General features: G+C 44.5%; 10 protein-coding genes. 5 read left to right on the top strand and 5 right to left on the bottom strand.

Translation table 11 applies throughout. The features are described 5' to 3' along the window. Positions 1–185: 185 nt before the first annotated feature. The 4 genes from GVN16_RS08685 (at position 186) to GVN16_RS08670 (ending at position 3,554) form a co-directional block, all read left to right on the top strand. A complete protein-coding gene (locus GVN16_RS08685; RefSeq protein ID WP_166563471.1) occupies positions 186–2,030 on the top strand; it encodes a peptidase M61 in 1,845 nt (614 codons plus the stop codon). A gap of 127 nt (positions 2,031–2,157) precedes the next feature. Next, positions 2,158–2,403 (top strand): hypothetical protein, encoded by a 246-nt coding sequence (locus GVN16_RS08680; RefSeq protein WP_166563470.1) that lies wholly within the window; start codon positions 2,158–2,160, stop codon positions 2,401–2,403. Positions 2,404–2,524: 121 nt separating this feature from the next. Further along, positions 2,525–3,106 (top strand): Panacea domain-containing protein, encoded by a 582-nt coding sequence (locus GVN16_RS08675; RefSeq protein WP_166563469.1) that lies wholly within the window; start codon positions 2,525–2,527, stop codon positions 3,104–3,106. A 1-nt stretch (position 3,107) separates the two neighbouring features. Continuing rightward, positions 3,108–3,554: a hypothetical protein gene (locus tag GVN16_RS08670; RefSeq protein WP_166563468.1), complete on the top strand. Its 447-nt coding sequence runs from the start codon at positions 3,108–3,110 to the stop codon at positions 3,552–3,554. A 2-nt stretch (positions 3,555–3,556) separates the two neighbouring features. On the opposite strand, the gene GVN16_RS08665 is transcribed toward GVN16_RS08670, so the two are convergent. The 5 genes from GVN16_RS08665 to GVN16_RS08645 form a co-directional block, all read right to left on the bottom strand. Next, entirely contained in the window at positions 3,557–4,879 is a 1,323-nt protein-coding gene (locus tag GVN16_RS08665; protein ID WP_166563467.1) for an alpha/beta fold hydrolase, read from the bottom strand. Between the two features lie 68 nt (positions 4,880–4,947). Then, positions 4,948–7,392 carry an outer membrane beta-barrel protein gene (locus tag GVN16_RS08660; RefSeq protein WP_166563466.1) on the bottom strand — a complete coding sequence of 815 codons (2,445 nt, stop codon included), beginning with the start codon at positions 7,390–7,392 and terminating at the stop codon, positions 4,948–4,950. 14 nt (positions 7,393–7,406) lie between these two features. Beyond that, positions 7,407–9,842 (bottom strand): TonB-dependent receptor, encoded by a 2,436-nt coding sequence (locus tag GVN16_RS08655; protein ID WP_166563465.1) that lies wholly within the window; start codon positions 9,840–9,842, stop codon positions 7,407–7,409. A 93-nt stretch (positions 9,843–9,935) separates the two neighbouring features. Continuing rightward, on the bottom strand, positions 9,936–10,583 hold the full coding sequence (locus tag GVN16_RS08650; RefSeq protein WP_166563464.1) for a response regulator transcription factor: 648 nt from the start codon (positions 10,581–10,583) through the stop codon (positions 9,936–9,938). A gap of 42 nt (positions 10,584–10,625) precedes the next feature. Continuing rightward, a complete protein-coding gene (locus GVN16_RS08645) occupies positions 10,626–13,709 on the bottom strand; it encodes a sensor histidine kinase (protein ID WP_166563463.1) in 3,084 nt (1,027 codons plus the stop codon). Between the two features lie 235 nt (positions 13,710–13,944). Here GVN16_RS08645 and GVN16_RS08640 point away from each other — a divergent pair, with 235 nt between their 5' ends. Then, positions 13,945–15,126 carry a sorbosone dehydrogenase family protein gene (locus GVN16_RS08640; RefSeq protein ID WP_166563462.1) on the top strand — a complete coding sequence of 394 codons (1,182 nt, stop codon included), beginning with the start codon at positions 13,945–13,947 and terminating at the stop codon, positions 15,124–15,126. The last annotated feature ends 9 nt before the right edge of the window (positions 15,127–15,135 follow it).

Below are 15,135 nucleotides of genomic sequence, written 5' to 3'. Positions count from 1 at the left end.
CAAAGGTCGTGCCAACACACAATCTACTCAAAATCAACAAGATACATAAACTACTTAACACCAAAAACGTGCGGTTTCGCACGCCTTGTTTGATATAGAACAGTTTAAAAAAATCTGATAATTACCCCAAAATGGGTGAGTTAAAATTTATATTCATCATTTAATTTTGTAGCATCAATGTTTTTATGAAAAAGCTATTACTTATAATTTTTGCGGGCACGCTGTTTTCAGCCGGTGCACAGGAAAATCAACCGGTACTCCGGTACTCGGTTGATTTGACACAATCTTCCAATGATCAGTTGAGTGTTGAACTGACTTGTCCCTCTTTCAAAAAAAAGGACCTGAAGTTCTTTATTCCCAAAACTGTTCCGGGTACTTATTCAGAAGACGATTATGGTCGTTTTATTGAAGATTTCAAGGCACTGGACAAAAAAGGCAACATTCTCAAAACCAAAAAACTGGATAAAAACGGCTGGCTGATCGAACGTTCGGACAAACTTGTCAAAATCACTTACAGGGTCAATGATACTTTTGATGCTTATGATAAAGCCGACAATACCATTTTTGAGCCCTCCGGCACTTCCATTGAGAAAGACACAGTTTACCTGATCAATAACCACGGATTGTTCGGATATTTTTCGGGGTACGAAAAATCGGCGTACGAAGTGACGATCAAACACACTCCTGATTTTTACGGAAGCACTGCACTCACAGACAGCGACCATTCGAACACGCAGGATGTTTTCCTGACAGATTCCTATAATTTACTGGTAGACAGTCCTATATTGTATTGTAAACCGGACACCACGACGGTCAAAGTAGGCAATACCGATGTCCTGATTTCTGTTTATTCACCTTCCGGCAAGGTTACTTCCAAATTCCTGGCCGAGCAGGTCGATCCTTTACTTCAGGCCCAGGGGAAATACCTTGGAGGCACTCTGCCGGTTGATAAATACGCTTTCCTGGTTTATTTTGACAACAAGCCGGGTTTGTCAGGTTCTGAAGGGGCCCTGGAACATTCATATTCATCCGTTTATTATTTCCAGGAATACCCGCAGGAAGTTTTCGGACCGTATTTTACCGATATTGCCGCTCACGAGTTTTTTCATATCCTGACACCTCTGAACATTCATTCGGAGCAGATTCATGACTTCAATTTCAATTACCCGGAGATGTCGAAGCACCTTTGGCTATATGAAGGCTCCACGGAATACCATGCTCATATTGCCCAGACCAGGTACGGACTGAAATCACCGGAAGAGCTTTATAAAGTGCTGACTGAAAAGATCAACAGCTCTCAGAAGCAGTTTGATGACAGGCTTTCTTTTACTGAAATGAGTAAAGGGGTCCTGAAAAAACACCAGAGTCAGTTTGGTAATGTATACCAGAAAGGAGCCTTGATCTCTTTATGCCTCGATATCCTGCTCAGAGAAGAATCAGGTGGCAAAAAAGGTATCATCGACCTGGTACTTGACCTTTCGAAGAAATTCGGCAAAGACCAGCATTTCCAGGATGATCAGTTGTTTGATGAGATCCAGGCACTGAGCTCACCGGCCATTAAGAACTTCCTGGTGAAATACGTGGAGGGTAGCGAAAAGCTGCCTTTGAAAGAGATATTAAAAAAAGTGGGGCTGGAATACGAAGAAGAAAAAATCATTACGACTTACAACCTCGGCAACATGAGCATGGCTCCTGCCAACGGGAAGTTCAAAGTCATCAATACAGACCAGATGAATGCGGAAGGAAAAGAACTGGGATACCAGGTAGGCGACATCCTTCAGAGCGTCAACGGAGAAGAAATAACGATTCAAAGCTATGCCGAATTCAGAACCAAATGGCTCGAAACCGTCAAAGACGGGGATGATCTGACTGTCGGTGTGCTGAGAAAAAATGAGAACGGCAACGAAGAAACCGTACTGCTTAAAGCGAAAGTGCAGTCATTCAAAGCCATGAGAACAAACGTCATTGCAGAAGATCCAGAGGCTACAGAAGCTCAGGTCAACCTGAGAAAAGCCTGGCTGAATCAATAAAGACAACTAATTATAGTTTAGGTTTTTAATGAAAAATCTCCACCCATTTTGGGTGGATTTTTTTATTTTATACCGCACAGGCTATGTTTAGCCTTACATTTTAAGGTTATTTCCGTATTTTTGCGGCATGTCAAAATGCAGCACAAATAAGCGGGTTTATGCTTCAGAGAGTATCGCCACCGATGCCCTGATTGAAGCCCGCATCCGTTTTGACCACAATACTTCCAAAGCCGTTTACCTTTGTGATGACTGCGGCGGCTGGCATCTCACCTCTCAGGGAGAAATGAATCCCAGGCTCAAAGCTGCCCTCGACAACGGCTCGATCAAAAAAGAAAAGGAGGCTTTTCACTGGCAGAAGAAGTTCAGGTTCTGATGGGGCGGGTATTTTGTTAAATTTTTTGATTGAATTTCCAATCCTGAAAAAAATTAATACATTTGTTGTAAATTAAGATCACATAAACTTTTAGCACTCCATATTTTTAACCTTGGCGACTATGAATTCTGAAGCCGGACAATATCATACTTATTCTAAGGACCAGGTATCTAAAATCGGGAATACCATTATTTATCTTGCCCGGAAAATCAAATCCCCGGCCAAAACTACGATTCTGAAACTGCTGTATATCCTCGACGAAAAATCCATCGAAAAGAGTGGATTACCTTTTCTGAATCTTGAATATAAAGTCTGGAAATTCGGGCCGGTTTCGCAGGATATTTTTGTCGAATTGTCAGACAAGCCCACTTTCCTTAAAGGTTATTTTACCAGGGACGAAACTACCATTGAAGGAAATATCATTCCGGAAAAAGAATTTTGTGACGATGAATTCTCTCAGAATGATTTGGATCTTCTGGACAGTGTAATAGCAGAATTTGGTAACAAAACATCCAAATATCTTGTTGAATACACCCATAAAGAAGGTTCATTGTGGCATACCGCTGCGAAAAAACACGATGTGCTGGACCTGCTCCAAAACGAAAAAATAAACACCACCGACTTCAAAATAGATTTTTCAGAACTCCTTCTTCACGATAAGAAGAAAAAGGGAATCTATGAGGAGTTCTTAGAACACAACTAAAATGCTGCTTGAGGGAAACATTATCCTTTTTAAACCTTTCTATTTCAAAAACGGAACTTACAAACCTAAATTCTTCCTGGTACTTAAACTGGATGGAGATATTAACTTATTAGCTGCACTTCCGAGCAGCAAAGATTATGTTCCTCAATTCTGCGATCATGCCTCAGGCTGTATTGAACTACCGGAATGCGGCTTTAACTGTTACCGGATAGAGAAAGGATTAGAAATCACCACCAACAGGAAGTGTTTTACAAAAGACACCTTTATTTACGGCCATTTACTCGATGACTTTTGCCAGTCAGAACTCCTGGAAAAATACCCGCGGAAAGATATCGATTATGAAGTTTTCGGCACGCTAAACGATGTTGTTTTTGAAGGAATTATTCAATGCCTTCTCAACTCGAAAGTAGTAAAAAAGAAATACCTGAGAATCCTCGGTCGATCTTAAGATCATCTTGATTTAAGCCACTTAACCGTTTCTAAAGCTATCTTTTCATTAAAATTACCTTTCAGATATTCCCGGTCTTTGAAATGCTGATAGGCTTCCTTCCAGTCTTTGCTTTTCATCATAAAATGATCCAGGTCCGGAATTGTCACCTGTTCTGCGTGTCCGGGGTGTGCTTCATTGACAGTTTCCCTGATCATCAGGGGCTCCAGAGGTGAGCATTGCTCATAATCTGCTCCGCCGTGCAGCACCAGCACAGGGCACTTAATCTCCTGCCAGCTTTTAGCGAGGTTAACCGAATCCAGCTGTTGCCAGAATCTCCAGTGCCTCCCCCACATGTTATTGCTGTTTTCCCGATAGTTCAGTTCGCTCTCCACCAGGGCTTTATATTCAGGATTTTCGTGCATCTGGGCAGGTGATTTTTTCAGCACGAAGAATTCATAATAAATCTTCTGAATGCCTTTCATAAACGTCTCCGTCTGCTGATAAGTGAGCCCTTCCATCAAGGGTTTCTGAACCCGGTGCATTTCAGGCAGAAACTCGCTCCAGGGTCTGAACACGCAGGCAAAAACCATCACACCCTTGGGATTGTGCAGCTTTGCCACTTCCGGAGCGATAGTACCTCCCATAGAATGGCCCCAGATGTACAAGCGGGATTTGTCTACGTAAGGCAGGTTTTCCATGTATTTGTACCCGGCATCAAAACTTTCGATATCTGTGGCCAGGTCCACTTCTGTACACGGGGCACAGCCTTCGCTGTCGCCCATCCCTGATTTTTCGATGGTGACTACCGCAAACCCGGCTTCCAGCCAGGCGTTCATCAGTTTACCGTTATAGCTTTGGGAATAACCTTCAATGGACCCGCATCCATATCCCGGTATCAGCAAAATCGCAGGAACATTGGTTTTTCCTTTGGGTTTACGGGTGATGGTCCTCAGATGCCCGTTTTTAAAAGCCACCCAATCATAATCAATATCGGCGATGGCCGAAGTTTCAAAAGGCTTCGGAATGGCTTGGGTTTGAGCTGTTTCTTCCGTATTGTTCCTGAGGTATTTTATCCTGATTCCGTCTTTCTCCCTGATTTTTGCAGCAGCTTTACCCAGGCTTTCCTGGGTGCTTATTGCCTGACCGTTAAGAGATTGCAGAATGTCGCCCTTTTTTATCCGCAAAACAGAAAAGGTGGATTTAGGAGCGACAGAATCTATCACGAAGCCGTTGTCCGCTGGTTTACCGGTTATGCCGATCCAGGCGAGTCTTTTCGGGGTTTGTGCGTTTAATAGGGAGGCGACGGACAAAAGGAACAGTAAAATTACTTTTCCGGGTTTCATAGGTATAATGGGTTTCAGGTTAAAATTCAGTGTTCTCAGCGTTAATCGTCTGATAAAAATAAATAGAATCAGGCAGAAGTCCCTGCCTGAATTCTATTTTTCTCCTCATCCGCACCTCCATTACGTCTTCTTATACCCTGAACGGTCGAGCTTCCGAAATTATAACTGAATGCCACTGTCACGAACCGGCTGTCAAGCCTTCTTCTGAGTTTCATATCCACGTTGGCATACTGAACTGTCATGCGTTGTTTCTGGGTCAGGAAAATATCGTTGGCGTTAAGTCTTAAAGTACCTTTCTTGTTGAAAATTTTCTTCTGAATGCCGGCATTCACCTGGAGTTGTGAGTTGAATACAAAAGTGCCGTACAGTTGTTTGCTGATATAATATCCCCCGAACTCAGCCGTCCAGTCTTTTTTAAGGATCAGGTTATTGCTGGCCTGTATAAAAAATGAACTCTGGCTTCTGTCAAACGACTCCGACTGCACTTTTCCCCAAAGCCTGTCATTCCAGTGATTGAAGAACAGATTGGCTGTCCATTTATTCTTTATAAAATCAACCGGGGCCGAGATATTATATCCCATAGTACGGCCGTCATTGAGATTCAGTTGCGTCTGTGCGGCGACTTTTGTTACGTCATTCTGAGAAAGTACGGTTGATATCGACTTGGTTTCACGGTTCAGGTAAAAATTCACAAATATTTTCTGACTATAGCCGTACGTCAGCTCTGTATTGTAGGAAAATTGCGGCTGCAGATTCGGGTTGCCTTCGCGGTAAGTATAAAGGTCAAGGAAAAACTTAAACGGATTAAGATCCTGGTAATTAGGCCGCTGGATTCTTCTGCCTGTATTGAGGGTAACTGAATGCTTTTTCGCAAAAGTCCTGCTCAGGTAGATGGTCGGAAACAGCTTCAGATAATCTCTCGTAAAAACGGTATCATAAGTCAGCAGGTTACCCTTAAGGTGTGTATATTCACCTCTTAAGCCCAGCTGAACCGTGGTTTTGTTCAGTTCAGTATTGAAATTCAGATAGGCGGCATTGATGTTTTCCTCATACAGAAAATGATTGGTCCGGCTTTGGTCCGCTATTTCACCCTGGTCTGTTTCCAGGTAATATCGGGCGTCACCGTCATTGTCAACAAAACTGGTTTTCAATCCCGCTTCAAACTTCGTTTTCGGCGTCAGCGGATGAACATAATCGGCCTTGAATGACCTGATGTGAATGACAGAAGGGAGGTCTCCCCTGAGGTTATAAGGCGGTATCATTTCTCCTGATCGGGTGTAGGGCGTACTGTTTTCGGAATGCTGGTTCAGATTCTGAAGATAAGCCAGCCAGTCCACATCAAATGTCAGCTCTTTGCCCAGGCTGTCAATGGTATATTTCAGGTTGGCGTTAACGGTATAATTGTTCCATTTGTCCCTGTTGCTCACATCCGAACGGTTTTTCAGCTGAATTTCATCTGAGGCATTCTTTAGGTCGGATAAAGACCAGGTATTGGTGTTAAAATGATTATTGATCAAGCCTATTGACACCCCGGCCACTACCTTTTTATTGAAATAATAATCCCCGGTCAGTTTTGCGTTTTTTGTAAAAAAAGTACTGACAGTGGTGGCTTTCTGATCAAAAAACTGCCTTGTGCTGACCTCCTGTCCGAAATTACGGGTAATGGCGGCCCGGTTTTCTCTTTTGCCCCAGCCTTCCGTCAGGTTGGCTCCCAGGCTGAGTTTATTCTTCCTGTAGTTAAGATTGAACCCGGCATTCTGTCTCAGGTGTAAACCTAAAGCGAGGCTTGTGTTGAAAGAGCCGTTGGTACCGAATCTCTTGTCTTTTTTCATCACCAGGTTGATGATCCCCATGTTTCCGGCGGCATCATATTTGGCGGAAGGATTGGTAATAATCTCTATTTTCTCGATCTGGCTGGCCAGCACTCCCTTCAGGATATTGGCGAGATCTGTGGCAGAAAGATTACTCGGTTTTCCATCCATAAAAATCTGGACGCCTTGTTTTCCATACACCGAAACATTGCCGTCGGCGTCAGTCCTGACGCCCGGAATTTTATCCAGTATCTCCAGGGCATTGTTTCCTGCCATTGAAATATTGCTCTCCACATTCACCACCAGTTTGTCGATTTGCCGCTCAATAAACGGTTTTTTATGGATGACCGTGACTTCATTCAGCTGGTTGACCGACCTGGCGAGCGTGATATTTTTCAGATCTATCACCGGGTTTTCTGCTGAAAGCAAAAAGGCAGGGGATCTGAAAGTCTCAAAACCAACCATTCCTGCTTTTAGAAAATAGGAACCGAAAGGAATTTTAGACAACAGAAACTTCCCGGATTCATCCGAAAATCCGTTTTTGACCAAAGCTGAGTCTTTGGTATGATGTACCGTAATGGAAGTAAATTCCAGGGGTTTACCGTCTTTTTCAGTCACCTGGCCCGAGAGTGTGCCCTCCTGCTGGGCAAAAGCCACGGCAGCAAGCAGCATCAGAAATGTTACATTGAATAGCTTTTTCATATTTTTCGTGTTTATCATCCTACCTGAACCCTTCTTTTTTCTTCTTCAGCTCCGCTGCTGCGTCTTCTTACGGGAGCAACCGTATTTTTCCCGAAACGGTAAGTCAGCGTCACCGTGGCTACGCGGCTGTCACGCTTGCTGACGAAAGTCTCGTTGATGTTCGCAAACTTTGTCCCGCCGCGGGGATAATTCTTCCAGAAAATATCCGATACATTCAACCGGACGGTACCCTGCGATTTCAGGATCTGTTTCTGATATCCCACTGAAAAATTAAAGAAGGGCTGCAGATACGAGATGGTATAAGTTTGCTTATGCAGATAAACTATATTGGCTTCCAGGGTCGATTTTGCAGGCAAAACAAACGAATTGGACGAGTTGATGCTGAACGACGGACTTCCCTGGTTCAGGCTTGCATTGGCTATCACACCTTTGAAATCATTATAAAAGGCATTCAGAGTAGTGTTTGAATTCCACCATTTGCCGATCTTTTTTGAAGCGGAGAATTCAAGGCCGTAATTGTTGGAAGTAGCGATGTTCTTATCTGTCTGGATCGTCACACGGTCAGCGTCATTTTGTAACAATACCGAACCGATGTAATCGGTGGTGCGGTTATAAGACACCGACAAGGTATAAGCCTTATTAAACGTATGAGAAACTTCCGCCGCATAAGTCATCTGGGGCAGCAGGAACGGGTTGCCCTCCTGGTAGGTAGTCGGATCCAGGAAAAACTTAAACGGGTTCAGCTGACGGTAGTTGGGTCTGTCAATCCTCCGGCTGAGCGTCAGGCTGAGGCTGTGCTTTTTTGAATAGTCATAATTGACCGATAAGCTAGGAAAAAACTGCAGGTAATTGCGATGGAAGGCCGAGTCTGTATTGATCTGGTTGCCATTCGCCAGGGTGTGTTCAGCCCTTAATCCAAGCTGCCAGTTGACCTTTTCAGCCTGTGAGATAAAATTCAGATAGGCCGCATTGATGTTTTCATCATATATGAAGTGATTGCTCAGGTTTTTGTTATACTGGTCATTCTCTCCTACCCGGTCAAAAAACTTAATATCGTTATCATTCTTTACAAAACTCGTTTTCAGACCCGTCTCGATCTTATGTTTTTTAGACACGGGCATCACATAATCCGCCTTGAATGACAACAGATTGAGACCGCCTTTCACATCCCCGATCAGGATGGCTCTCCGGAGCAATTCATCTTTGGCATTGAAATAGTCCGTCGTGAAATTCTGGTCGGAAGTATTGAAATACCTGGCATAATCAAAGTCCACTGTGAGCTCCTTGCCGGTAGAGTCAAACGTGTGTTTCAGGTTGGCATTGGCGGCAAAATTATACCAGGAAGACTGCGTGTTATTAACCGTGGCAAAGCTCCCGGTTTTGACCCTTGAGCCGTCCAGCACATCTGTTTTATTGTTCCCACCCGGCGAAAACTCATTGACCAGGCCGCTTACCACCACACCCAGGGTAGTTTTCTTAGTAGCATAATAATCCAGCCCTACCCTCGGAATGAGGCTTTTGACCGGAAAAGAAATGTCATTATTCTGCAAAAACACACCAGTCACTTTGCCGTTCTCAGAGAAATTACGGTCAAGCACCAGGTTATTAAATCCTTTGTTGGCTACGGTATTCAGGTTACCGAAGATATTCAGCTTTTTAGTCCGGTGATTCAGCGTTATTCCGCCGTTCAGTTTATGGTACCTGCCGTGTCCGGCTGAGAGGTTGATGCTGCCGTTCGTGCCCAGGTTTTTCTCTTTTCTCAGCTTGATGTTGATAATGCCCGAGTTGCCTGAAGCGTCGTATTTGGCCGAAGGATTGGCAATCAGTTCCACCTTTTCGATCACATTGGAAGGCAGGCTTCGCAGATACGTAGCGAGGTCGGCAGCAGAAAGCGGAGAAGGCTTGCCGTCAATCATCACAATGACGCCTGAACGCCCCTTGAAAGTAATGCGTCCGTCGGAATCGACAAACAAACCGGGAGATCGCTCCAGCACCTCAATGGCCGTAGCTCCGGCACTCACCAGGCTGTTTTCGACGTTGATGATCACCTTGCCCAGTTCTCTCTCAATAAAGGGCTTGGTGGCCCTCACGGTTACTTCTTTGAGGTTTTTGTCTTCTGTTTTCATCAGCAGGTCGCTGAGATTGACCGTGCTGTTGTTTGTATTGACAAAAAAGGCCGGGGAATAGGTTTTCTGATACCCGATCTGGGAAATGACCACAAAATAATGCCCTTCCGCCACCTTGTCCAATTCAAATCTTCCCTGTGCATCAGTGAGTGTGGCCTTCACAAAAACGGAGTCTGCCGAGCGATGTAAGATGACATTGGCAAACTCCACCATTTTCTGGTCTGAACCCAGCACAGTTCCTTTGACGGTGCCTTCAAATGTAGTCTGGGCGGTTGTACTTATCCACGAAAAGAGTAAGACCCATAAGGGTAATTTTTTAATCATAGCTGTTTCATAATTTATTGAAGCAAAGGTATTTACCCTTACCTCATAAACTATTAACCCAAAATGGGTGATTTGGATGAACGGCAGAACGGATCAGGAAATGTATTTTTCCTTTTTGGCTTTTTCGAGGGCTTCGGCTTTGGAGTGGACTTCGAGTTTCCAGTAGATGTTTTTAATGTGTGTCCTGACGGTTTCTTTTTCGACAAACAGTTCTTCCGCTATGTTGGAATAGCTCTTGCCCTTCGCCAGCAACTCCAGTACCTCGGTTTCCCTGGCCGACAAAGGCGAATGGTGATTTTTCTGAAAGGATGCCACTACTTTCCGGGCAATGTTCGTGCTCATCGGTGCCCCGCCGTTGATGATCTCAAAAATGGCATCACTCAGGTACTGTGAAGGCACGTTTTTGGTCAGATATCCGCCTGCTCCGGCACATAAGGCCTTGAATACCAGGTCGTCGTTTTCATAAACCGTCACCACAATCACCTGTATTTTCGGGTTGATCTTCTTGGCTTTTTCTATGCCTTCGATGCCGTTCATGCCCGGTAATTCGATGTCCATCAGCACCACCTGTGGCTTGTCATTGTTGATATTTTTAAGGAAATCCTCGCAATTGCCATACGTACTGACCACATTGAATTTAGGGGTCTGGTTCAGCAGCACGGAGAATCCTTCCCTGATGATTTCATCGTCTTCAACAAGGCTGATCCTGATAGGATTTATAAGAAAATCTGAGTCTTTCATCTGTTTAATTTTTTTAAAGAAATAAAGATAGTGGTCTTCATTTCATTTGTTTTGTTTAAATGGGGCCCTGAGCATCACTTTCGTCCCTTTGTCCGAATCCAGCGAAAGCACGGACTTTATCCTGTCTGCACGGTTCTTCATATTGGTGAGCCCCAGCCCTTTATTTTCACATCCGGCAAATCCCTTGCCGTTATCTTCCCAGCAGATCAGTACCGAGTCCGTTTCTATTTCAAAACTCAGCTTCACACAGGTGGCTTCCGAGTGTTTCAGGGTGTTCATCACGGCTTCCTTAAAGATCATGACGACATGCCGGCTGGCTCCGGGATTCAGGTTGATTTCACGCATTTTTTCAGAAATGCCTTCGCAATCAAACGTTTTCCCGGAATTATCAAGCACTTCTTCACAAAAATCCTTGATCCGGATCGCCACTTCAAACAAATTATCGTTTTCGGCATTGATCGACCATATAAAATCTTTCGTGCCCTGGTACAGCCTGTTTGAATTATCTGCGATCTTCGTCAGCAAGCTCAGGGCGTCGTCATCTTTTTTCTGATTGATTTTGGCTTTTATCAATTCCGTCAATATCGAAATCCTGGTCAGTGAATTCCCGAACTCATCATGCATGTCCTGTGAAGCGATTTTCCGGACCCTTTCGTTCTCTTCCAGCCTGACGGTCTCCATGGCCACTAAAAACCTGAGCTTGGACTGCAGCCTGTTCCGGTAAAAAAGATAGATGAGAACCGAAACCAGGAGGAACATCAGGGCATAAAAAAGATACGTTCTCCAAAACGGCGGCACAATATGAAGCGGAATCGTCAGGATGTCATGGTCATTCCAGACGTTATTGTTATTAGATGACTTAAGCTCCAGGATGTATTCGCCGTAAGGCAAATCAAAAAACGAAAGCTGACGTTGCTTACCATTGCTTACCCATTGATCGTGAATACCCCTGATCCTGTAGGCATACTCATTTTTTTCTGGGTTGGTAAAGTCGAGAGACGACAACCTGAGCCTGACATTATTCTCATCATAAGGGATTTTCAAAGCCAGCCGGTTGTAAACAAGGCTGTCTATATTCACTTCTTTTTCAGCCAGTTGCAGGGACGAAACCGAGAGTTTCGGAATATGATTATTCTCTATGAATTTATCCGGGTTAAAACTGACCAGGGCGTTTAATCCCCCGAAAAACATTTCGCCTGTACTGCTTTTGGCAAAAGCCCCCGAATTAAACTCATTGCCTCCCAGGCCGTCATTTTCCTGGTAGTTTTTAATGATTCCCGTGGCCGGGTTCAGCACGGCCAGGCCTTTGTTGGTGCTGAACCATAGGTTATTTCCGGCGTCGGTCAGAATCCCGTACACAAATGAATTGGGTAAACCGTTCCTTTCGGTGTAGTGCTTAAACTCTATTTTTCCGTTTACTTTCTCTGCTTTGCTCAGTCCCTTGGTAGTGGCCACCCAGACCTCTTTTTTCGGACTCAGAAATACATCCAGGATGATATTTTCCATCAGGCCTTTAGGATTATCAGGTTTGTACACAAATGCACGGATGATCTTTTTGCCGTCAAATAAGTATAGTCCATGGCTTGTTCCGAGCCAATAGGCATTTTCAGATTCCTGTTCAATATCCCCCACCGTACCGATCTTAAACATTTTCCCTTCAAAAACCACATTCTGGATAATGTCAAACGAGTCATCGGTATTGATCTTCAGAAGATAATCGGACGTGCCGACCCAAATAACCCCGGCCTTGTCTTCAAAGACCTTCATGACCATCGGCATATGCCCGTTGGCGGTTGGGATAGCAAAAGGTTTAAAGGCTTCCCTGGCCCTGTCAAACTGGTACAAACCCTCATTGCTTCCCAGCCACAATCGTCCTTTGCGGTCTTCGAGAATGGACTGGAAGGCATTTCTCTCCGGTCTTTTCGGGTCTGCTATAAACTTTTTGTAACCATCGGCATCTTTATTAAAGCGGAGCAAACCTTCCAGCGTACCGGCCCATACTTCCCCGTTCCGGGCTGCACAAAGGGAGAAGATAGACTTGGAATAAGCCGGTTCATTTTTAAGCAGTTCATGCCAGTGTTTGTAGTTATTTTTGGAACGGCTGAACTGGAAGACCCCGGCTTCGCTGGTTCCTACCCAAACATCGTCATCATTTATTTCTTTGCTTTCATACAGGGTCAGAATCGTTTTCGCTGACAGATTAGGCCTGTCACTTCCCGCTCCAATCCTGTCGAGTTTTTCCGGTGTGCCGTCTTTATTGATTTTATACCTGAATACGCCTTCATTCGTAGACCCAAGCCACAATAACCCGTATTTGTCAATCAGAAGGGTCGTGATCCTTTCCGGAAATGAACCGGCCGGCAAGTTCACTTTGGTGATCACAGACGCCCCTTTTTTAAGGATAAAAAGCTGAAAGCCCGAAACGATCCAAAGGTTCTGCCTGGCATCTTCCTGGCACTTCCTGATCCTGTTTTCTTTGAACTTTATGTCTTCAAACTCGTATTTCCTGTTGCCCGTAATTTCATCATTTTTGTTAAAATTCATCTTGTGAAGACCGGAGGCTTTACAAACCCAATACCCTCCCGACGAACTTTTACCGATATAGTTTACCCTTGATTTAGGATCAGATGGCGGTTCTTTAGGCAAAAGTGAAGCTGAAAGGTATTGATCCCCTTTTTTAGTGACCCTGATGAGGTCGTTGTGCGTTCCTATCAATAAATTCCCGTTCCGAGATTCTGCGATCGTAAACACATAATCGGCCCGTGCTCCTGTGAGTTTAATTCTCTCCACATTTCCTTTTTTAAACGAAAAGCGGTTCAATCCTCTGTTGGTACCTACCCAGATGTCCCGGTTGCTGTCTTCAAAAGTAGTATTGATGATATCGTTCGAGAGGCTTGATTCGTCAAAAGGGTTTCTGACAAACTTTTTAAACTCATAGCCGTCAAATCTGTTGAGCCCGTCCAGGGTGCCAAACCACATCATGCCGTGACTGTCGCGGTTAATGGTCCGGACCTCACTCTGGCTCAGCCCGTCTCCGATAGACCATTGCCTGATGTTATCCGGAACCACTGCATAACAGTACTGCCGGACACACAGCAACAAGAGGACATAAAGGAGTTTTTTCAAAGCTTTTTTCGTCAAAAATAATACTTTTTTTAACTTTTGCTACTCACCCAAAGTGGGTGATATTGGATTGAAAGGAGAAAGGATGAGGGGAGCCGGCCAGGCAGTATGCCGGACGGGAAAAAAGGATGACAGCCTGCCCGGCCCGGATTGACTGAATAAGCGACATTTATTGGTCTTTATGAAAACATACGAAGCTGTTTGCCGTTTAGATAAATATGACCAAAACGTTCTGACCATGAAAAAACTGACACTATTATTCTTATTAAGCCTGCCGCTCAGCAGTTGCAAAGACAAATCCACCGACCCGGAAACAGATCCCGAAACACCGGGAACCACCTTTAAAGGTTTAAAACCGGCTGATGCTTTTCCAAAACTTACTTTTGACATGCCGATAGAATTTACCCACGCAGGCGACGGTACGTCCAAAGTATATGTGGTAGAGCAAAAAGGGATCATCAAAGCATTTGACAACAAAGAAACAGCCGATCAAGCCAGCATTTTCCTGGATATCCGGAGCAAAGTCACTTCGGGCGGAGAGATGGGTTTGCTGGGCCTAGCTTTTCATCCTGATTATAAAAACAACGGTTATTTCTATGTCAACTATAACCGCAGCGAGCCTACCAGGCAAACGGTAATTGCCAGATACAAAGCCACCGGCGGTGTGGCCAATGCCGGCTCTGAAACCATTCTTTTTACGTATGATCAGCCCTATACCAACCATAAAGGAGGTAAAATTGCTTTTGGACCGGATGGCTATCTCTATATAGCAACCGGCGACGGCGGAAGCGGCGGCGATCCGCAAAACAATGCCCAGAACCTCAAAAACCTTCTGGGTAAAATGCTGAGGGTAGACGTAAACGCCACCACCAAAGGCAACTATGGCATCCCGGCTGACAATCCTTTTATAAACAACACAGCTGGCAACAGGGAAGAGATTTTTGCGTATGGTCTTCGTAATCCATGGAAATTCAGCTTCGATCCTGAAACCAAAAACCTTTGGGCCGGAGATGTGGGTCAGAACGAAGTGGAAGAAATTGACATCATTGTAAAAGGGGCTAATTTCGGATGGAAGATCAAGGAAGGTAATGAGTGTTATCAGAACAACGCCAACTGTATCATGTCCAGCCTGATCTCGCCGGTTTTCAGTTATAAACAAGGCAGTGATGGTCGCTCGGTTACAGGCGGAGCCGTTTACAGGGGCAAGAAAATACCTGAACTGGTCGGAAAATATGTATTCGGAGACTATGTGAGCGGTAAAATCTGGGCATTGAATTATGACGGCAAACAGATTGCCACCAAAAGTGACGTGACCATCGACAATGTGAGCACCATTGCGGCATTCGGAGAAGACGCCGATCATGAGCTTTTCCTGATCGATTATTCCGGTGGGAAAATTTATACACTGGTAAAAAAATAATCTGCGGGA

The organism is Emticicia sp. CRIBPO (assembly GCF_009905725.1).
In the GTDB taxonomy this organism is placed as follows: Bacteria; Bacteroidota; Bacteroidia; order Cytophagales; family Spirosomataceae; genus Leadbetterella.
Note: the sequence above shows the minus strand (reverse complement) of the source record. Positions and strands in the feature narration are given on the sequence as shown.

Coding starts and splice junctions, on each gene's coding strand:
- GVN16_RS08640 (WP_166563462.1), top strand. CDS start 13,945: ATGAAAAAACTGACACTATTATTCTTATTAAGCCTGCCGCTCAGCAGT.
- GVN16_RS08655 (WP_166563465.1), bottom strand. CDS start 9,842: ATGATTAAAAAATTACCCTTATGGGTCTTACTCTTTTCGTGGATAAGT.
- GVN16_RS08670 (WP_166563468.1), top strand. CDS start 3,108: ATGCTGCTTGAGGGAAACATTATCCTTTTTAAACCTTTCTATTTCAAA.
- GVN16_RS08680 (WP_166563470.1), top strand. CDS start 2,158: ATGTCAAAATGCAGCACAAATAAGCGGGTTTATGCTTCAGAGAGTATC.
- GVN16_RS08650 (WP_166563464.1), bottom strand. CDS start 10,583: ATGAAAGACTCAGATTTTCTTATAAATCCTATCAGGATCAGCCTTGTT.
- GVN16_RS08685 (WP_166563471.1), top strand. CDS start 186: ATGAAAAAGCTATTACTTATAATTTTTGCGGGCACGCTGTTTTCAGCC.
- GVN16_RS08675 (WP_166563469.1), top strand. CDS start 2,525: ATGAATTCTGAAGCCGGACAATATCATACTTATTCTAAGGACCAGGTA.
- GVN16_RS08665 (WP_166563467.1), bottom strand. CDS start 4,879: ATGAAACCCGGAAAAGTAATTTTACTGTTCCTTTTGTCCGTCGCCTCC.
- GVN16_RS08660 (WP_166563466.1), bottom strand. CDS start 7,392: ATGAAAAAGCTATTCAATGTAACATTTCTGATGCTGCTTGCTGCCGTG.